The sequence below is a fragment of the Reyranella sp. genome, from assembly GCF_052439685.1.
Classification (GTDB): domain Bacteria; phylum Pseudomonadota; class Alphaproteobacteria; order Reyranellales; family Reyranellaceae; genus Reyranella.
In genome coordinates this window covers 171,756-189,560 of sequence record NZ_JBQVQG010000003.1, presented here as the reverse complement: position 1 = coordinate 189,560, position 17,805 = coordinate 171,756, and the positions used below count along the sequence as shown (strand labels likewise).

The following is a 17,805-nucleotide window of genomic DNA, read 5'->3' as shown; positions in this document are numbered from 1 at the left end:
TCTTATCGTTTAGTCGTTTGTAGCCTTCGCCATTGCATGTAGACGACGCCACTTAAGGCGACGAGCCCACCGGCGATCTGGTAGGCGTTGGGGATGAATCCATAGGTCATTGACCATAATACGGCGAAAAACGGCACGAGATTGACCCAGAGCGACGCAATTGCAACCCCTAGTCTGCTCGCGCCGACATTCCAGAGATAGGCGCCCATGCCGCTGGAGAAGACGGCGACGAGCAGGAGCTGGCTCCACACCCAGCCGTCGGTGACCGCGAACGGCGAATTCGCCCAGCCGACGCCGATCAGCACCAGGCTCAGGACCGCCATCCAGCCGAGGGCCGACAGCGACGCGACATAGGCCCGGTGGAGCTGGCTCGCCCGGTCGAACCAGGCCTGCGCCTTCAGGCTGTAGAGCGTCCAGAGCGCGTTGGAGAGCAGCACGATTATCTCCCCACCGCCCAGGGTCAGTGCGCCCCGGCCGAGCAGGCTGCCGGCGGCCAGGATGGCACCTCCCGTCAGGGTCAACGCCAGCGCGGCCCCGAAGCCGGGATCGAAGCGCGCGCCGGTCACCAGCCGCACGGTCGCCGCGGAGACCAACGGTCCCGCCACCTGGACGGCGGCCGCCGAGATCGGATTGCTGAACCGGATGCCCACGATGAAGATCGTGAAGAAGCCGCTCATCATCAGTCCGATCAGCAGGAAGCGCTTGAGGCCGATCTCGATCCGCAGATTGCGGACACCCTCCGCCAACACCAGCAGCACACCGAGGGTCGCCACCGCCGCCAGGGTGCGGATGGCAAGCATGGGCACCACGTCGAAGTGCTCCAGCATGACCTTGGAGACGGGCACGTTGGCGCCCCAGCTCACGCCCACGAAGACCATGGCCGCGAAGGCGCCCAGCATGTGATGCCGGCCGCGTCCTGGCGCCGGACCTCCGATCATCGCCGCGCCGCCCGCGTCTGGCGGATCTGCAGCTGGGCAATGCCCGCCAGCACGACGACGCCCCCGGCAACCTGCAGCCAGCTCGGCTCGCGCCCCATCAGGGCGGCAAGACCGATCGCGAAGACCGGGGCCGAGTTGGCGAACAGGGAAGCGACGGGAACGCCCACCAGGGAAACGCCGGTATTCCAGAGAAGGACCGCCACCGCGACGCCCAGGATGCCAATCCAGGCGACCATGCCCCACTCCACCGGCGTCGGCGGTCGTGTCGGCCAGGCGATGCCGCCCAGCGCCCAGACCACCGCGCAGACCAGGCCCAGCAACACACTGGCCACCGTCGAGGTCAAGGCCGACAGGGCGATCTGGCCGCGGTCGGCCAGCCATTGCTGGGCGCGGATCGAGTACCAGCTCCAGCAGAGCTGGGCGATCACCAGCAACCCCTCGCCGCCTTCCAGGCCGAAGGAGCCCGCCGCGCGGCCGGGCGTGCCCAGCACCACGACGATGCCGCCGGCAACGACCAGCACCAAGGTGAGACCGAAGCCGGGAGGCGTGGTGGCCCCCAGCATCGCGCGTGCGAGCAACGTCGCCCAGATCGGACCGCACATCAGCACGATCGCCGACGTTGCGGGATGGGCATGGGCCACGCCGAACGTATAGAGCACAGAGAAGGCCGTCATGGCCGTCCCCAGCTTCAGCAGCTTCGTCCAGTCGAGCGGCCGCGGCGCCGCTGCCGGCCTGGTGCTCAGCAGCACGGCGAGCCAGAGCACGGGCAGGCCCAGGATGTAGCGCGACCAGGACAGCAGCCAGTTGTCGTAATGCTCGGCCAGCGCCGCGAGCACGGGAATCATCGATCCCCAGATCATGGCGGCGAGCAGCAAGACCAGACTGGCGCGCCGCAGCGCACCGACGGAGGGAGACATCGAGCCTGCCGCTCAACCCGTCGCGCGACGGCGGACCGCCTCGTAGCCGACGCGACAATCGTCGTAGACGTCGGGCTTCTCGGTCGAGACGCGCGCCTCGACGACCTGCGACTGCGCAAGGCACAGATCGAGAATGCCCTCGACCAGCGTCTCCTGCAGATTGAAGTGACGGCTTGCCGCGAGTTCGGCGATGCCATCGTGGATCAGGTCGTAGTTCAGAACGTTGACGATGCTGTCGCCGTGGGCGCGGTCGGGATCCGCCAGGAGCAGCTCGACGTTGATGACCACCGCCTGCGGCTTGGCCAGTTCGAAGTCGTAGATGCCGATCGACACCGGCAGCCGCATGTCACGGATGAAGATGCGGCGCTGGGAGGTGACCATGATCATTTCTTCTTCTTCATGTCGAAGGCGATGTCGCGCGGCCGGCCGATCAGGTGCTCTCCGCCATCGACGACGATCGTGTCGCCCGTGAAGCTCGGCGTCGCCACGATGAAGCGCAGCGCGCGGACGAGATCGTCGACCGTCACGCCCACCTCCAACGGATTGGCGGCATGCTGCTCGGCGAAGCGCGCATCCGTCTGGCTGCCGCTGCGCAGGGTCAGGCCCGGCGCGATGCCAGCCACCCGCAGCCGCGGCGCGAAGGATTGCGCCAGCAGGGTCGTCAGCCCCTGCAGCCCGATCTTGGAGAGCGTGTAGGTGAGAAAGTCGGGATTGAGGTTGTAGAGCTTCTGGTCGAGCACGTTGACGACGAGGCCCGTCTCGTCCGCCGGCAGCTGCCGCGCCAGAGCCTGGGCAAGCAGCAGCGGTGCCCGCAGGTTGATGGCCATGTGCAGGTCGAAGTCGGCGGCCGTCGCGGTCGGCGCCCGGTCGAGCTTGAACAAGGAAGCGCTGTTCACCAGGCAGGTGAGGTGAACGTCGCGCGCCCGGCACTTGGCCACCAGCCCCTCGGCCTGCCGCGCGGACGCGAGATCGGCGCGAACCGCCATTGCCTTGCCGCCCGCCTCGCGGATCGTCGCCACGGTCTCTTTCGCCCCGGCCACCGATTCCTTGTAGTGCACGAAGACGAAGAAGCCATCGGCCGCCAGCGCGAGCGCCAGGGCGCGGCCGATTCGCAATCCCGCCCCCGTGACCAACGCGCCTTTCATGATGCGACACCCGCCCTTGGTGACTGAAAGAGGCGGCGGTTCTAGCATGCGACCATGAATTCGTCCCCGTTCGAAACCGTCGACTGCGTTGTCATTGGCGCAGGTGTTGTCGGCCTTGCCGTCGCCCGTGCCCTGGCCCTTGCCGGCCGTGAGGTCATCGTCGTGGAGGCGGCCGATGCCATCGGCACCGAGACCAGCTCGCGCAACTCCGAGGTCATCCACGCCGGCATCTACTACCCCAAGGGCAGCCTGATGGCGCGCTCCTGCGTCGCCGGCCGTCGCATGCTCTATGCCTATTGCAAGGACCACGGTGTGCCGCATCTCAATTGCGGCAAGCTGATCGTGGCGACCAACGAGGCCGAGAGCGAGAAGCTCGCGGAGATCAAGGGTCGTGCGGAAGCGAACGGTGTCGAAGGCATGCGCTTCCTGAGCGCCGCCGAGGCGATGGTGATGGAGCCCAATCTCCAGTGCACGGCGGCCCTGTTCTCGCCGAGCACCGGCATCGTCGACAGCCATTCCTACATGCTGGCGCTGCAGGGCGACGCCGAGGCGCACGGCGCGATGTTCGCCTTCAACAGTCCGGTGAAAGGCGGCCGCGTGGTCGAGGGCGGTGTCGAGATCGAAGTCGGCGGAACCGAGCCGATGAACCTGCGTTGCAGGCTGCTGATCAATTCGGCCGGCCTGCATGCACCGACGCTCGCGAGAAAAATCGTCGGGATGCCATCCGGGCACATCCCGACCGCGTATTACGCCAAAGGAAACTATTTCACTTTGATCGGCCGTTCCCCCTTCTCCCGCCTCATCTACCCGGTTCCGGTGCCGGGCGGGCTGGGCGTGCACATCACCGTCGACATGGGCGGCCAGGCGAAGTTCGGTCCCGACGTCGAATGGATCGACGGCATCGAGTACACGGTCGACCCGCACCGCGCCGACAAATTCTATAACGCGGTCCGTCGCTACTGGCCCGGCCTCAAGGACGGCGCGCTGCAGGCCGGCTATGCCGGCATCCGGCCGAAGATCGTGCCGCAAGGCGCGCCGGCGCAGGATTTCACCATCACGGGGCCGTCCGACCATGGCGTGACCGGCCTCATCAACCTGTTCGGCATCGAATCGCCCGGCCTTACCGCGTCGCTGGCGCTGGCCGAGCAGGTGCGCGACCTCGCGCGATCTGCATGATTTTGGCTCGCCGAGGCCTCCTTGCCAGCGTTCTCGGCCTGCTCGGCGGCTGCTCTCCCGCGGCCCTCCTGAACACGACCGTCTCGCGCTCGGGCTACAGGCTCGACGCCGACATTCCCTACGGCAGCCTTCCGCGCCAGAAGCTCGACGTCTACACGCCCGAGCAGCCGCGCGCCGACGGCAAGTCGGTGATCTTCTTCTATGGAGGCTCGTGGGATTCGGGCGCCAAGGGCGATTATCTCTTCGTCGGGCAGGCGCTGGCAGCGCTGGGCATCACGACGATCATTCCCGACTACCGCGTCTATCCCGAAGTGCGCTATCCCGCCTTCCTCGACGACGGCGCGGCGGCGACGGCCTGGGCGGTCAACAAGGTTGACACCGACAAGCTCTTCGTCGCCGGGCATTCGGCGGGGGCCTACATCGCGATCATGATGGTCGCCAACACGCCCTATCTCGCGGCCGCAGGCGTCGACCGCATGAAGCTGCCGGGCGGTATAGGCATCGCGGGACCTTATGATTTCCTGCCGCTCACCTCGCGACGGCTGAGGGAGATCTTCGGCGGCGATCGGCGCGAGACGCAGCCGATCGAATATGCCCGTGCGCCCCTGCCGCCGCTCCTTCTGCTGCACGGCACCGCCGACACGACGGTGAAGCCCTTCAACAGCGAACGCCTGGCGGCGGCGTGGCGCAAGGCCGGCGGCACAGCCGAACTGAAGCTCTATCCCGAGGTCGACCATATCGACATCGTCGGCTCCTTCTCCGCGCTGCTGCGCAAGCGCGCGCCGACGCTCGACGACACCATCTCCTTCATCGACCGGACTTGATCCGCATCGCGGACGGAAAGTCCACGGTGCGACCCGTGGGCTGGCCCCCGGCGTTCCGGTTCGCTAATGCTTGGGGAACTTACCCAGGGGGAAAAGTCCATATGATCAAGACGCGCTTCACCGAGATGTTCGGCATCAAGCACCCGATCGTGCAGGGTGGCATGCAGTGGGTCGGCCGCGCCGAGCTCGCCTCGGCCGTTTCCAACGCCGGCGCGCTGGGCATCCTCACCGGCCTCACGCAGCCGACGCCCGAGGATCTGCGCAAGGAGATCAAGCGCTGCCGCGAGATGACGGACCAGCCGTTCGGCGTGAACCTCACCATCCTGCCGACGCTCGTGCCGCGCCCCTACGGCGAGTACATCGACGCCATCATCGATTCGGGCGTCAAGATCGTCGAGACGGCCGGCAACAATCCCAAGCCCTTCCTGCCCAAGCTCAAGGAAGCAGGCGTCAAGGTCATCCACAAGTGCACCGCGGTCCGCCACGGTCTCTCGGCCGAAAAGGCCGGCGTCGATGCCATCTCGATGGACGGCTTCGAGTGCGCCGGTCATCCCGGCGAGGACGACGTGCCGAACCTCGTGCTGCTGCCGGCAGCCGCCAACGTCATCAAGATCCCGATGATCGCCTCGGGCGGCTTCGCCGACGCGCGCGGTCTGGTGGCGGCGCTGGCGCTGGGCTGCGAGGGCATCAACATGGGCACCCGCTTCATGGCGACCAAGGAAGCGCCGATCCACCAGAACGTGAAGGAGAAGATCGTCTCCTCCGACGAGCGCAGCACCTCGCTCATCCTGCGCACCCTGCGCAACACCAGCCGCGTCTACGGCAACAGCATCGCCAAGAAGGCGATCGAGATGGAAGGCGAGGGCAAGACCATCCAGGAGATCGGCCCGATCGTCGCCGGCGCCAAGGGCAAGGTCGTCTACGAAACCGGCGACATGGAACACGGCATCTGGTCGGCCGGCACCTGCATGGGCCTGATCAATGACATCCCGTCCTGCAAGGAGCTGGTCGAGCGTATCGTCAGCGAAGCCGAGGAGATGATCCGCGGCCGCCTCGCGAAGTCGCTCGCGGCTTGAGGCCATTTCGAGCAGAAATAGAATCTGCGTCGATTTCCCAATAACCTCATCCTGCGGAGGCTGCGCAGCAGCCGTCTCGAAGGATGGGAACACGCACCTTGCCTGTTGCCCATCCTTCGAGGCGCGCCGCTGCGCGGCGCTCCTCAGGATGAGTTAAGTGCGTGAATCGATTCAAACATTTCCGGCCAGCCGCTCAGGATGAGCTGGTGTGGTTGACCTGAGACGAAGGCTCTAACGCGGTCGCGCGCGGTGGCGCTTCCAGCTTCGCCACAAGAGGCCGCCGAGCGGCGGCACGAAACACAGACCGGCGACGATGATGGCCATCACCGCGACGAGGCAACCCCAGCCCCACCGAAGGCCCACGACGCAGTCCCAGTCGAGGGACATGAAGAAGAGCGCGGCCGGAAAGACCGGATTGACGAGGGTGGCGACCGGCCAGAGCTGCCAGGCCGGGGCCTCCACGCCGGGTTTCCATTGGCACACCAGCGAACTCACGACCGCGCCGGCCAGCATGCCGAGGCCGCCGATCAGCATGGCCTCGGCCGCCAGGAAGGCGCCCGCCCCCGCCCCGACGAGAAGGGCGGCGACCAAGTGGCCCATGACGAAGGGACGGATGCGGAGCACGATCCTGTTGCCTGTGTCTGAGAGCGCGCTGTCACACCAGGTTGATGCGACAGCCGCAGACCTCGACCTGACCGACTCCGTGCCGGCGGCCGCGCTTCTCGGCGGCGGCCAGCACGCGCTCGCGATCCACGACGGTCACGTCGTAGGCCGATACGCCAGGGCCGCGCCCGTCGACGACCGGCACGAAACGGATCTGCGATCCGTCGAGCCGGATGATGTTGTCGACGGCGGGCCGGTTCAGGATTCGCGACCAGGAGGCGGCGGCGCCGTCGGGATCGTCATGCTGGATCTCCACGCCTGCGAGGCCGTTCGTGACGTCCGAGCGCGCGTGCTTCGTCCAGTCCTTCTCGGCCGGCGGCCACCACAAAGCGGGATCGATGCCGGGAGGCGCAAAGGTCGTGTCGATCGACAACAGTACCCCGCTCGTGTCCGAGGGATGGAAGTGGGTGTACTGATACTCGGGCAGGTCCTTCTCGGCCACGGCGCGCACGCCGAGCGAGGTGACCCGCTGGCGCTCGGCCACCGCGTCAGGCACCTGCAGGATCACCATGTAGCCGCCATCGCCGTGGCGACGCTCGATGTAGCGGCCGGCCGACGTACCGTCCTTCATGGGCGACACGATCTCGAGGAAGTCGTTGCCGGTCGGGCAGACGACGTTGGCCAGGCCCCACTTGGCGACGCCGGGATCGCGATAGGCGACCTCGATGCCGAGAATGTCGCACAGCTCCTCGGCGGAGCTCTCAAGGTCTTTGCAGACGAAGACGCATTGCCTCAGTCTCATCGCTTCGCTCCCATTCCTTTGTTGCAGGGTCTATCGTAACGCCATGCGGACCGTATGGACCATGGGCTTCGTGGCGGCGGCCGCGCTCTCATTCTGCTTCCCGGATTTCGTCGTCTTCCGCTTCACCCAGGCGGCGATCTGGTCGATCGCGTTGACGGGCCTGGTGATCCTGTGCGGCGTCAGCGGGCAGTTCTCGCTGGCCCAGGCGGCTCTGTTCGGCCTGGGCGGCTACGGTGCGGCGATGCTGGCAGCACAGACGTCGCTCTCGCTTTATGCCGGCGTCGCCCTCGCCCCGCTGCTGGGCTTCGCCGCAGGCTATGGCATCGGCCGAGTGGCCGGTTCCCAGACGCTGTGGACGCAGGCCCTCGTCACCTACGCCGTCGTCATCGCCTTCCCGCAGCTCCTGCGCTGGCGGTTGATCGAGCATTGGACAGGCGGTGTCCAAGGACTCTATCTCGACTTCCCGGCACCCCCCACCCACCTGCTCAGCAACGATCGCTGGGCCTTCCTGATGGCGCTGACGCTCCTGGCCGTCGGCATGTGGCTCGCGCACAATCTGATCCACAGCCGCGCCGGCCGCGCCCTGAAGGCGGCGCGCGATCAGGACTTCGCGGCCACGGCTCAAGGCATCCGCGTGCCGCAGGCGCGTGCCGCGGCCTCCGGGATCGCCGGGGCCTATCTCGCCGTCGCCGGTTGCCTGTCGGCCTGGCAGTTCGGATTCGTAGGACCGGGCAGCTACAATTTCGCGCTGTCGGTCCAGATGCTGTTCGGCCTGGTGATCGGCGGCATGCACTCGGCCGGCGGCGCGATCCTGGGCGGGCTCTTCCTGCAGTTCTTCCCCGACGTGACGGCGGGGCTGGGCAAGGGCTACTCGGCCCTGCTCTACGGCGTGTTGCTGATCGCCGCCATGGTGGCGATGCCCCAAGGCGTGGCGGGCGCGCTGGCCCGCCTCGCCGCGCGGCTCAAGCTCAGAGGCCCTTGAAGTTCGGGGCACGCTTCTCGACGAAGGCGCGCGCCGCTTCCTTGTGGTCTTCCGTCTCGCCGGTGCGGATCATGCGCGCGGCCTCGCTGTCGAGTGCCTCGGAGAGCGTGCCCTCTTCCGCGACCTTCATGTTCTTCTTGGCGTGCCACCAGGCGACGCGCGGACCGGCCGCCAGCTTCTTCGCAAAGGCCATCGTCTCGGCATCGAGATTGGCATCGTCGACGATGCGGGTCGCGAGGCCGAGCTTCTCGATCTGCTCGGCATTCAGGATCTCGGCCGTGAAGTACAGCTCACGCGCCTTCGACGTGCCGACCAGCTTGTGCAGGAAATAGTGCGAGCCGAAGTCGCCCGAGAAGCCGACCTTGGCAAACGCCGTCGTCATGCGCGCGCTCTTGCCGGCGAAGCGCATGTCGGCGGCGAGCGCCAGCGACAGGCCGGCGCCGGCCGCGACGCCGTTCACCATGGCGATCGTCGGCTTGCCCATTTCGTGCAGCAGCTCGGAGACCTTCATGCGTTCGCGGATGTCGTGGACCTTGTCCTCGTAGGTCTTGTCCTGGTCGCGGCCCGCAGCCATCGACTTCACGTCGCCGCCGGCGCAGAAGGCCTTGTCGCCGGCGCCACGCACCACGACGCAGCCGATGGCGCGGCTGCCCGCCGCTTCCTCGAGCGAATCGGAAAGCGCCTGCATCATGTCGCGGCTCAGCGCGTTCATGGCGTCGGGACGGTTGAGCACGATCTTCATGACGCCGTCTTCGACGGTCTTGATCAGATGGGACATTCGACTTCCTCCGGGATTGCGGTTGGCAGGTGTTGCGGCGAATGTTTCCCAAACCAATGAGCCACGCAACGACATTCCGTCTTGCTGGGCGGAACCAAACCGGGAGGGGATTGCGACCATGAACTACGAGACCCTGCTGAGCGAGCTGAACGGCGGCGTGATGACCGTGACGCTCAACCGGCCCGACAAGCTCAACGCCTTCTCGACCACGATGAGCCGCGAGCTGATCGACTTCTTCCAGCGCGTAAACGCGATGGACGAGGTCCGCGCGATCGTCGTCACCGGGGCCGGCCGCGCCTTCTGCGCCGGCGCCGACATTTCGGGCGGCACCGCCGCCTTCCAGGTGTGGAACGACGGCAGCAAACCCGAGAAGCGCGAGGCGAGCGATTCGATCACGCTCGCCATCTTCAATTGCCTGAAGCCCATCGTGGCGGCGATCAACGGCCCCGCCGTCGGGGTCGGCATCACCATGTGCCTGCCGATGGACATCCGCATGATGTCGAGCAGCGCGCGGATCGGCTTCGTCTTCAACAAGCGCGGCATGGCAATGGAGGCGGGGAGCTGCTGGTTCCTGCCCCGCCTCGTCGGCATGCAGCAGGCGCAGGAATGGGTGATGACCGCCGAGTTGTTCGGCGCGGACGAGGCGCTGAGGGGCGGCCTCGTCCGGTCCGTTCATGCGCCGGAGGAGCTGCTGCCGGCGGCGCAGGCGCTGGCCGTGAAGTTCGCCGCCTCGACCTCCTCCGCGGTGGCAGCGGCGGTCAACCGTCGGCTGATGTGGAGCATGTGGGGCGCGCAGGATCCGCTCGACGCCGTGACGCTTGACCTGCAATGCGTCGGCCATCTCGCGGCCGGCGCCGATGCGCAGGAAGGCATCAAGTCGTTCTTCGACAAGCGCGCGCCCGTCTTCCCGTTGAAGCCCTCGAAGGACATGCCGCCCTTCGGGCCGTGGGCTCAGCCCGCGGGCGGCAGCAGGTAGACGCCGGGCTCGGCCGACAGATTCTGCTTGATGCGCCGGCTGACCTCGTCGGCCAGGATCTCGGACTTGCCGGCCTCCAGCGCCTCGAGCACCTGCCGCGCCACATCCTCGGGCTTCGACTTCGGCGCCGCGACCTCGCGCACCATGTCGGTGTCCATGTATCCGACATGCAGAGCCAGGACCTGCGTGCCCTGCCCGCGCAGCTCGTTGCGCAACCCGTTGCTGAACGACCAGGCCGCCGCCTTGGAGGCGGAGTAGGTCGACGAAGCCGGAAAGGCGACCCAGCTCAGCGCCGAGAGCACGTTCACGATCGCGCCGCCACCGTTTCGTGCGAGGATGGGCGCGAAGGCGCGGCTGACGTTCACCGGTCCAAAGAAGTTGGTTTCGAGCTCCGCCCGCGCCGATTCGACTCCCTTTTCGCCGAGAAAGCCCGAACCGCGGATGACGCCGGCATTGTTGATCACAAGAGTGACGTCGCCCAGCTCGGCGGCTACAGCCGCGACTTGTTCGGCGTTCGTTACGTCGAGGCGCACCGGCTGGACGCCCGGCTGCTTCACCGAGGCCGGGTCGCGGGCGGCCGCATAGACCTTGCGGGCGCCCCCGGCGAGCAGCGCCTGGGTGAATGCGAGGCCGAGGCCGCGATTGGCGCCGGTCACAAGGGCAACTGAGTTCTGGATTTTCACGACACGTCTCCGATAGGTCAAGATGACCGGTCGTCTTAAACTGGGCGTACCGGGTCCACTCTTCGAGCGAGTTTTCCTGCGTCAGGTCAGAATTTTGTTGAAGGCGACCTTCATGAAGGCGTCGAGCGGCGCCGCGCTCCGGTCGACCCGGGTGCGCAGGACGGCACCCTCCCAGGCATTGAGCAGGAAGGCCGCCAGCGTGGCGGCAGGGATGTCCCGGCCGACCTCGCCCGCCTGCTGGGCTTCGGCCACGACCTGCGCAATGTCCTTCGTCCAGTCCGCCAGTGCGTCGGCAACCGCCCCTTTGATGTCGGGGCTTTGGCTCGAGAGTTCGGCGCTGAAATTGCCGAGCAGGCATCCGCGACTGAAGCCGCTCGCCGGCCCGAGTTGGTTGAGGGACTTGAAGTAGGCCTTCAACCGCGCGAGCGGCGCGCCCGCCCCGGCGATGAGCGTCTGCCGCCGCTCAGCCCCCTTGGCGGCATATTGCTCGACCACCTCGACGCCGAGCGCGTCCTTGCTCTCGAAGTGATTGTAGAACGATCCCTTAGGGACCATCGCGGCCTCGGTGATGTCCTGCACGCCGGTCGCATTGAAGCCGTTCTTGTGCAGGGTCTCCAAGGCTGCCGCGAGCAACCGTTCCCGGACGTTGGTCTTCTGAGCCATGGGAATCGATATGACCGGTCGCCCTGCGATTTCAAGAGACATGGCCCTCGTCCGCCCTTTTGCGAATGGCGATTGCAGATCGTATGGTCCCGCCCGTCGAGTGGAGCCGGGGAGAGACATGCGCGCGATGATCTGCCGCCAATGGGGCGGGCCTGAGGACTTGCGACTGGAAGAGGTCGAATCGCCGCCGCTCAAGGCCGGCCAGGTGCGCATACGGATCCGCGCAGCGGGAGTCAGCTTCGCCACGACGCTCGTCATCGCGGGCAAATATCAGCGGCGCCCGCCCTTCCCCTTTGCGCCCGGCACCGAGGCGGCGGGTGTGGTCACGGAGGTCGATCCCGCCTGCACGCGGGTCAAGGTCGGCGACGAGGTCGTGGCCGTGCTCGACTGGGGCGGGCTTGCGGAGGAAGTCGTGGCCCATGAGGTCAACGTCTTCCCGAAGCCTCGCAACGTGGGCTTTGTCGAGGCGATCCAGCTCGCCATCTCCTATCCGACCTCGGCCGGCGCGCTCACGTGGCCCGAGGCGCTCGACGTGCAGCCGGGCCACACCTTGCTGGTCCATGCGGCGGCGGGCGGCGTGGGCATGGCAGCGGTCGAGATCGGCAAGGTCCTCGGCGCGACGGTGATCGCGACCGCCGGCGGCCCGCGCAAGACAGACTTCGCCAAAGCGCATGGCGCGGACCATGTGATCGACTACAGCGCGACGGATTTCCGCGAAGAGGTGCTGAAGGTCACCGGCGGGCGCGGTGTCGACCGGGTCTACGATCCTGTCGGCGGCGACGTCTTCACCCAGTCCCTGCGCTGCATGGCCGTGGGCGGCCGCATCTGTCCCATCGGCTTCGCCAGCGGCACGATTCCCCAGATCCCGGCCAACATTCTGCTGGTCAAGACGCTGGCCGTGATGGGCTTCAACTACGGCTACTATGTCGGCTGGAGCCCGCACGATGCGCGCTTCGAGGAAGCGCCGCGCACCTTCGCCCTGGCGGAGCGGATTCGCGACTGGTGCGAACAAGGGCTCTGCCGTCCGCATGTCGACCGGACTTTCGCCCTGCCCGACGCTGCGCAGGCGATGCGCGCGCTCCTCGAGCGCAGCGTCACCGGCCGCGTCGCGATCGTGATGGACGGGTCTGCCGCCTAGAGCAGGCCTGGCGCCTTGGTGCCGATTCCACTCGGCAGGTCGCTGAAGTCCATGCAATAGCCCTTCAGCGGTCGCGGCACCTTGCTGACGAAGAGGTCATAGGGAATGGCCTCCGCGAGCACCGCCGCCGCCGTATTGATCTGTCCGCGCAGGAGAGCGGCGTTGTTGGCGCCCATCTGCACGAAGTCGGTGGGCAGACCGCAATAGGTCCAGGTCGCCTTGTGGAGCATCTGCTTGCGATCGGGCGACTGGACCTGAGCCGTGACCTGGGCGATGAGCGCGATCTTCGGGTTGACGTGCGCCTGATGAAAGATGGCGAGCCTGTATTCGACGGCGATGATGTGCGACGGCGCACCACCCGCCGAAACATTGGTCGCGCTTTGTTGAGCTGCCGTCGAAGCGCCTGCCGTGACGCTCGAAACAACGATGTTGCCGGCGACGTTGGAAGCCGCGAGACGCGTCCTCAGATCTTCCGCGAAGTCGGTATCCTGCATGGCGAGCCGCAGTTCGGTGCGCGTGTCGTCCACTACGGTCTCCGACTGCGCTTCCGCGGCGCCTTTGGCGCCGCCTATGGCTGCGCCCACAGGCGCGATCAGCAGGCCCAGAAGCGTGCCGCTACCAATGGTCGCCGCAGCACCTTGATTGGCCCCACGCCTGGCACCTTCGTCGCTGCCGCGCGCACCGATCTTCGAAGTGTCTGAACTCTTTATCCCGGACACATCGCCCGATACCGACGTAATCGTCCGCAGCGTGGCTTCAGGTATCGGTTTGACAGGTGGTTCGGCACAGGCCGAAACCAAAACGCAGACAAGACTCGCCACTGCGAGAATACGCACAGCTACCATCGATAGTCTCTCCCCCGATCTCTCAACCAGTGGAGACTATCGCCCCATGTGCTGTCAACGACTTAAGCGTGCATGTTGATCTCGGCATCGCGTAACGCGCATCCCGGGCGATTTCAGCGACGCTGCATCCGTCACCGGCCGGTGAAGTTGGGCTCGCGCTTCTCGAGAAAGGCCCTGATGCCCTCTTTCATGTCGTCGGTCTGCATCAGCGGCAGGAGCTGCAGGAAGACGTGATGGACGTGCTCGTTGAACGGCTCGTTCCACGCCATGCGCATCATGCGCTTGGCCGCCTGGATGGCGAGCGGCGCGTTCGCGGCGATCTCCAGCGCCAGCTCGCGGGCGGCACGCATGACGTCGCCATCCGGCACGACCTTGTTCACCAGGCCGATCTCCAGAGATTGCGCGGCGCTCAGCGTCCGGCCGGTGAAGATCAGCTCCGCGGCCTTCGCCCAGCCCAGCATGCGTGGCAGGTACCAGGTGCCACCGGATTCCGGCAGGACGCCACGCTTGGCATAGGAGGCGGCGAGCTTGGCCGATTGGGCCATCACCCTAATGTCGGCGCCAAGTGCCAAGTCGAGCCCGTAGCCGGCCGCGGATCCGTTGAGGGCGCAGATCACCGGCTTGTCCATCGCGTGCATGACGGGCGGCGGCGTGTTGCGCAGATCGATGTTGGTCGGCGTCGCGCCCGAACCGACACTCAGATTGTCGGTACCCTTGTTCTGCGCCTCGAGGTTCAACCCGGCGCAGAAGGCGCGGCCCGTTCCCGTCAGGATCACCACGCGCACGGCCCGGTCCTCGTTCGCCTTGACCAAGGCGTCTGTGAGCTGCCTGAGCATCGGTCCGGAGATGGTGTTCATGCGCTGCGGCGCATTGAGCGTGATCGTCGCGATGGCGCCGTCGACGGCGGAGAGCAGCTCCTCTGGCATGACCGAATCTGTGGATGCGGCCGCAAACTGGCTCATGTTTCCTCCTCCTGTCTATTGCCGGTATGGTGGCGCAGGAGATCAGGACACGCCATGCAAAACCGTTTCATCGACCTTTACAGCGACACCAAGACCAAGCCCTCCCCCGGCATGCGGAAGGCCATGGCCGACGCCGAGGTCGGCGACGAGCAGAAGATGGAAGATCCCACCGTCAACCGCCTGCGTGACCGCGTCTGCGAGCTGCTGGGCAAGGAAGACGCCGTGTTCCTGCCCAGCGGCACCATGGGCAACCAGATCGCCATCCGCGTCCATTGCCGGCTGGGCGACGAGGTGATCGCCGACCGCACGGCGCACATCATCAACGCCGAAACGGGCGGCACCGCCGCGAATGCCGGCGTCATGATCCGCATGCTCGACGGCCCCCAGGGCGTCTTCACCGGCGAGCAGGTCAAGGAAGCCATCCGCGACCCCAACAGCCGCAACGCGCCGCGCTCGCGCCTCGTGTCGATCGAGAACACCTCGAACGGCGGCTGCGGCACCGTGTGGCCGCTCGCCACCATGCAGGGCGTGACCAAGGTGGCGCGCGAGGCCGGCCTCAGCCTGCACATGGACGGCGCCCGCCTCTGCAACGCGGTCGTCAAATCGGGAACGAAGGCCAGCGACTACGCCGCCTGCGTCGACTCGCTGTGGCTCGACTACACCAAGGGCCTGGGCGCGCCGGTCGGCGCGAGTCTCGCGGGCTCGAAGGAATTCATCCACGAGGCGTGGCGCCAGAAGCAGATGCTGGGCGGCTCGATGCGGCAGTCCGGCATCATCGCCGCCGCCGCGCTCTACGCCCTCGAACACAACTGGGACCGCCTCGCCGAGGACCACGACAATGCCCGCCATCTCTCGGAGGGCATCGCCAACATCAAGGGCCTGAAGATCGATGTGCCGCGCATGGAGACCAACCTGGTCTTCTTCGAGGTCACCAAGCCCGGCTGGACGCCGCTGCGACTGGTCGAGGCCTGTAAGGAGCGCGGCGTCGGCATGGGCACCGCCGCCGGCAACCGCATCCGCGCCGTCACCCATCTCGACGTCAACAAGGTCGACATCGACAGCGCGCTGAAGGTGATCAGCGACGCGCTGGCGGCGTAAGTCTGCGGCAGAAGCTACGGCGCGGCGTAGCCACGGCGGACCCACTCCTGAACCAGGAAACGGACGTCGAAAATCGGCTTGCTGTCGTAGCCCTTGCCGACCCAGCAGAACTGGCGCTGCTCGAGGCTGCGACCTTCGACCAGGCGAACGCCTGCCTCCAGCTCGCCGCGCCGCGCGAGGGCAACAGCCTGCAATCCCTGCAATGTATCGCGCAGGCAGGCGGCGTCTTTAGCCGGAAGCTGCGCCAGCTCGCGCGGAAGCTGGCGGGCCGCGGCTTCGATTTCGCCCGCAGCGCCGTCCCAGGCCAGCGCATCGGCCACCTCGACCAGTCGGCGGCTCGCTTCCTGCGCGTCGGCGCCCTGCCGCAGGCCCACGAGCGTCGAGACATCGCTCCGATCACCCAGCTCGCGCAGCAGCATGACGCCCACGAAGATGTCCGAGACGCCGAAGGCGCCCGCGCTGCCGGCCACGAATTCCCGCAGCAGCATCTTCGCCCTGTCGACCCGCCCCTGCAGCAACAGGAGCCGCAGCGCCGGAAGGTCCTTGCCCGGGAAGACGTGCAGATAAGCATCGAGTGCAGCCGCGGCCCGGTCCGTCAGACCGGCATTCTGCTGCGCCTCGATGATGCGGAGGACGGGGCCGGCGTCGAGGTCGGCCGCGGCCGGTTCCGAGTCCATCAGTGCCCGGGCGTCGACCGCATTGCCTTCGAGCGCCAGGCCGATCAACTGGAGTTGCGCCCGCAGCTTGGGATTGATGCGATCCAGGATCTCCCGGTCGGGCCCGGTGAGCCCGGCCAGTCTCCGCGCGAGCGGAGATCGCGGATAGATCGCCAGGAAGGAAGCCGCCCAGTCCACGCCCAGCGCCTTGGCCGCCGCCTCGTCGATCGGAGCGCCCGCCGCCACGCGCGCGAGGATCAGCGACTGCCGCGCCCCGTACCAGGCGAGCGCCGGCGCATTGTTGCGGCGCGCGAGATCGGTCTGGGCATCGGCCGCCAGGATCGCGGCATTGGTGAGATCGATGCTGTTCTCGCGCGCGCTCTTGTCAAAGATGGCGATAAGCTGTTCGATCAGTTCGACCGAAGCAGGCCCCTCGGTCGCCCCGGCCACCGAGTCCGCGAGCGCAACGAGATAGGGCTGCCCGAGCGGCGTGCCGCCGGGTTGCGCCGACAGCTTGAAAGCCGATTGCCAGTAAACGCTGCGCGCCTGCCAGCGTCGCGCGAAGCCGCGATCCAGAGTCCAGTCGCAGTCGCCATAGTCGACCGACACGCGGCGGTCGGGCGACAGTTGCCGCGGCTCGACCGCCTCGACGACCTTGCGGACCAGGCGCTCGACTTCTGCACTGTCCCCGCGCCGGCTGGCCATGACGGCGAGCCGTGCCAGGATCTCCGGACCGGGCGGGGCGCGGCGCGTGGTCTGTGTCATGCTGCCCGACGCGCGCTGCTCGGCCTCGGCTGCAGCCCCGAGATCGGCCAGCCTCAGCCCCATGGCGGCGTCGAGTTCGGGCGCGGTCAGCCGTATTGCCACCTGCCGCGCCAGCGACCGGTGGCCGCGCTGGCACAGCCAGTCGATCGCGACGCTGCGATTGACGATCCCCGCCACCTCGCCGACGCCGGGCTGCATCGACTGGAAGAACCAGCTCATGGCCTCAGCGTCGTTCGCGCGCATGAGCTGCAGGAAATACTGCTTGTTGACGCCCTCACCGGACGACAGGCCGGAATACTGCCGGTCGAGCAGGAAGATGCGCTGCAGGTCGTCGCGCTCCTCGGCCAGCGTCCTGGCCGCGCCGAGGCCCACTTCGATGACTTCGCGATCGGTCGACGCGGCTTTCTCCGCCAGCGCCTCGTCGATCACCCTCAGCCGGTCGGCGGCCTCATACGGACGGTGGGTCGACGGCAGGGAGAGCAATGCCAGATAGGCCTCGACCTGCATCCGCCGCTTCAGATCGACATTCGTCTCGCGCTGCGCCTTGTCGAGATGCGCATCGACCAGCTCAGTTGCCCGGGCGAGCGTCGTGCGATCGGCAGGGGATTGCGCCTGGCCAAGCGAAGCAAGGCAGCACACTCCCAAGGCCGCAGCCAAGACAGACTTGATCCAAACCCGAATTTTCATCGTCAATGCTGGTCGCCGGAACCGTCCCTGGAGATCTTTAACGAACGACTGAGCGCATTTGATGGCAAGAACGGCGGCAATCCGGGCAGTT

At 67.0% G+C, this 17,805-nt stretch carries 19 protein-coding genes; 7 read left to right on the top strand and 12 right to left on the bottom strand.

The annotated features are described in order from the left end of the window. Positions 1 to 2: 2 nt before the first annotated feature. Genes ACT6UX_RS06480 through ACT6UX_RS06465 form a run of 4 tightly spaced genes read right to left on the bottom strand, consistent with a single transcriptional unit; the run spans position 3 to position 3,000 of the window. Positions 3 to 938, bottom strand: coding sequence for a DMT family transporter (locus ACT6UX_RS06480; protein ID WP_444774328.1), 936 nt, complete (start codon positions 936 to 938; stop codon positions 3 to 5). Continuing rightward, positions 935 to 1,855: a DMT family transporter gene (locus ACT6UX_RS06475; RefSeq protein ID WP_444774327.1), complete on the bottom strand. Its 921-nt coding sequence runs from the start codon at positions 1,853 to 1,855 to the stop codon at positions 935 to 937. The genes ACT6UX_RS06480 and ACT6UX_RS06475 overlap by 4 nt, the downstream gene beginning before the upstream one ends. A 12-nt stretch (positions 1,856 to 1,867) precedes the next feature. Beyond that, positions 1,868 to 2,242: a dihydroneopterin aldolase gene (locus ACT6UX_RS06470; protein ID WP_444774326.1), complete on the bottom strand. Its 375-nt coding sequence runs from the start codon at positions 2,240 to 2,242 to the stop codon at positions 1,868 to 1,870. Beyond that, the gene (locus ACT6UX_RS06465) at positions 2,239 to 3,000 is read right to left on the bottom strand and encodes an SDR family oxidoreductase (RefSeq protein WP_444774325.1); all 762 of its coding nucleotides are present in this window, start codon (positions 2,998 to 3,000) and stop codon (positions 2,239 to 2,241) included. The genes ACT6UX_RS06470 and ACT6UX_RS06465 overlap by 4 nt, the downstream gene beginning before the upstream one ends. 54 nt (positions 3,001 to 3,054) lie before the next feature. On the opposite strand from ACT6UX_RS06465, the gene ACT6UX_RS06460 reads away from it, so the two are divergent. The 3 genes from ACT6UX_RS06460 to ACT6UX_RS06450 all read left to right on the top strand — a co-directional run bounded on the left by ACT6UX_RS06460 (position 3,055) and on the right by ACT6UX_RS06450 (position 6,076). Then, a complete protein-coding gene (locus tag ACT6UX_RS06460) occupies positions 3,055 to 4,176 on the top strand; it encodes an NAD(P)/FAD-dependent oxidoreductase (RefSeq protein ID WP_444774324.1) in 1,122 nt (373 codons plus the stop codon). Continuing rightward, positions 4,173 to 5,000 carry an alpha/beta hydrolase gene (locus tag ACT6UX_RS06455; protein WP_444774323.1) on the top strand — a complete coding sequence of 276 codons (828 nt, stop codon included), beginning with the start codon at positions 4,173 to 4,175 and terminating at the stop codon, positions 4,998 to 5,000. Before ACT6UX_RS06460 ends, ACT6UX_RS06455 begins: the two co-directional genes overlap by 4 nt. A 101-nt stretch (positions 5,001 to 5,101) precedes the next feature. Next, the gene (locus ACT6UX_RS06450) at positions 5,102 to 6,076 is read left to right on the top strand and encodes an NAD(P)H-dependent flavin oxidoreductase (protein WP_444774322.1); all 975 of its coding nucleotides are present in this window, start codon (positions 5,102 to 5,104) and stop codon (positions 6,074 to 6,076) included. Positions 6,077 to 6,307: 231 nt separating this feature from the next. On the opposite strand, the gene ACT6UX_RS06445 is transcribed toward ACT6UX_RS06450, so the two are convergent. Together ACT6UX_RS06445 and ACT6UX_RS06440 are read right to left on the bottom strand one after the other, a co-directional pair. Beyond that, complete coding sequence (locus ACT6UX_RS06445) at positions 6,308 to 6,700, bottom strand: hypothetical protein (RefSeq protein ID WP_444774321.1); 393 nt, start codon at positions 6,698 to 6,700, stop codon at positions 6,308 to 6,310. A gap of 31 nt (positions 6,701 to 6,731) precedes the next feature. Then, positions 6,732 to 7,481 carry a VOC family protein gene (locus tag ACT6UX_RS06440; RefSeq protein WP_444774320.1) on the bottom strand — a complete coding sequence of 250 codons (750 nt, stop codon included), beginning with the start codon at positions 7,479 to 7,481 and terminating at the stop codon, positions 6,732 to 6,734. A gap of 43 nt (positions 7,482 to 7,524) precedes the next feature. On the opposite strand from ACT6UX_RS06440, the gene ACT6UX_RS06435 reads away from it, so the two are divergent. After that, positions 7,525 to 8,463: a branched-chain amino acid ABC transporter permease gene (locus tag ACT6UX_RS06435; protein ID WP_444774319.1), complete on the top strand. Its 939-nt coding sequence runs from the start codon at positions 7,525 to 7,527 to the stop codon at positions 8,461 to 8,463. Here ACT6UX_RS06435 and ACT6UX_RS06430 read toward each other — a convergent pair. After that, positions 8,450 to 9,241: an enoyl-CoA hydratase gene (locus ACT6UX_RS06430; RefSeq protein ID WP_444774318.1), complete on the bottom strand. Its 792-nt coding sequence runs from the start codon at positions 9,239 to 9,241 to the stop codon at positions 8,450 to 8,452. The genes ACT6UX_RS06435 and ACT6UX_RS06430 overlap by 14 nt on opposite strands. 118 nt (positions 9,242 to 9,359) lie before the next feature. Here ACT6UX_RS06430 and ACT6UX_RS06425 point away from each other — a divergent pair, with 118 nt between their 5' ends. Continuing rightward, entirely contained in the window at positions 9,360 to 10,217 is an 858-nt protein-coding gene (locus ACT6UX_RS06425; protein WP_444774317.1) for an enoyl-CoA hydratase-related protein, read from the top strand. Here ACT6UX_RS06425 and ACT6UX_RS06420 read toward each other — a convergent pair. Both ACT6UX_RS06420 and ACT6UX_RS06415 read right to left on the bottom strand, forming a co-directional pair. Then, a complete protein-coding gene (locus ACT6UX_RS06420) occupies positions 10,193 to 10,900 on the bottom strand; it encodes an SDR family oxidoreductase (protein ID WP_444774316.1) in 708 nt (235 codons plus the stop codon). The genes ACT6UX_RS06425 and ACT6UX_RS06420 overlap by 25 nt on opposite strands. An 81-nt stretch (positions 10,901 to 10,981) precedes the next feature. Further along, a complete protein-coding gene (locus tag ACT6UX_RS06415; protein WP_444774315.1) occupies positions 10,982 to 11,563 on the bottom strand; it encodes a TetR family transcriptional regulator C-terminal domain-containing protein in 582 nt (193 codons plus the stop codon). 118 nt (positions 11,564 to 11,681) lie between these two features. On the opposite strand from ACT6UX_RS06415, the gene ACT6UX_RS06410 reads away from it, so the two are divergent. Beyond that, on the top strand, positions 11,682 to 12,701 hold the full coding sequence (locus tag ACT6UX_RS06410) for an NADPH:quinone oxidoreductase family protein (RefSeq protein WP_444774314.1): 1,020 nt from the start codon (positions 11,682 to 11,684) through the stop codon (positions 12,699 to 12,701). On the opposite strand, the gene ACT6UX_RS06405 is transcribed toward ACT6UX_RS06410, so the two are convergent. Together ACT6UX_RS06405 and ACT6UX_RS06400 are read right to left on the bottom strand one after the other, a co-directional pair. Next, positions 12,698 to 13,546 (bottom strand): hypothetical protein, encoded by an 849-nt coding sequence (locus ACT6UX_RS06405; RefSeq protein ID WP_444774313.1) that lies wholly within the window; start codon positions 13,544 to 13,546, stop codon positions 12,698 to 12,700. The genes ACT6UX_RS06410 and ACT6UX_RS06405 overlap by 4 nt on opposite strands. A 131-nt stretch (positions 13,547 to 13,677) precedes the next feature. Beyond that, positions 13,678 to 14,508 carry an enoyl-CoA hydratase/isomerase family protein gene (locus tag ACT6UX_RS06400; RefSeq protein WP_444774312.1) on the bottom strand — a complete coding sequence of 277 codons (831 nt, stop codon included), beginning with the start codon at positions 14,506 to 14,508 and terminating at the stop codon, positions 13,678 to 13,680. 54 nt (positions 14,509 to 14,562) lie between these two features. Between ACT6UX_RS06400 and ACT6UX_RS06395 the strand changes: the two genes are divergently transcribed. Further along, the gene (locus tag ACT6UX_RS06395) at positions 14,563 to 15,606 is read left to right on the top strand and encodes a threonine aldolase family protein (RefSeq protein ID WP_444774311.1); all 1,044 of its coding nucleotides are present in this window, start codon (positions 14,563 to 14,565) and stop codon (positions 15,604 to 15,606) included. Between the two features lie 14 nt (positions 15,607 to 15,620). Here the strand turns inward: ACT6UX_RS06395 and ACT6UX_RS06390 are convergent, their stop codons facing one another. Beyond that, positions 15,621 to 17,714 carry a hypothetical protein gene (locus ACT6UX_RS06390; protein WP_444774310.1) on the bottom strand — a complete coding sequence of 698 codons (2,094 nt, stop codon included), beginning with the start codon at positions 17,712 to 17,714 and terminating at the stop codon, positions 15,621 to 15,623. Between the last annotated feature and the right edge of the window lie 91 nt (positions 17,715 to 17,805).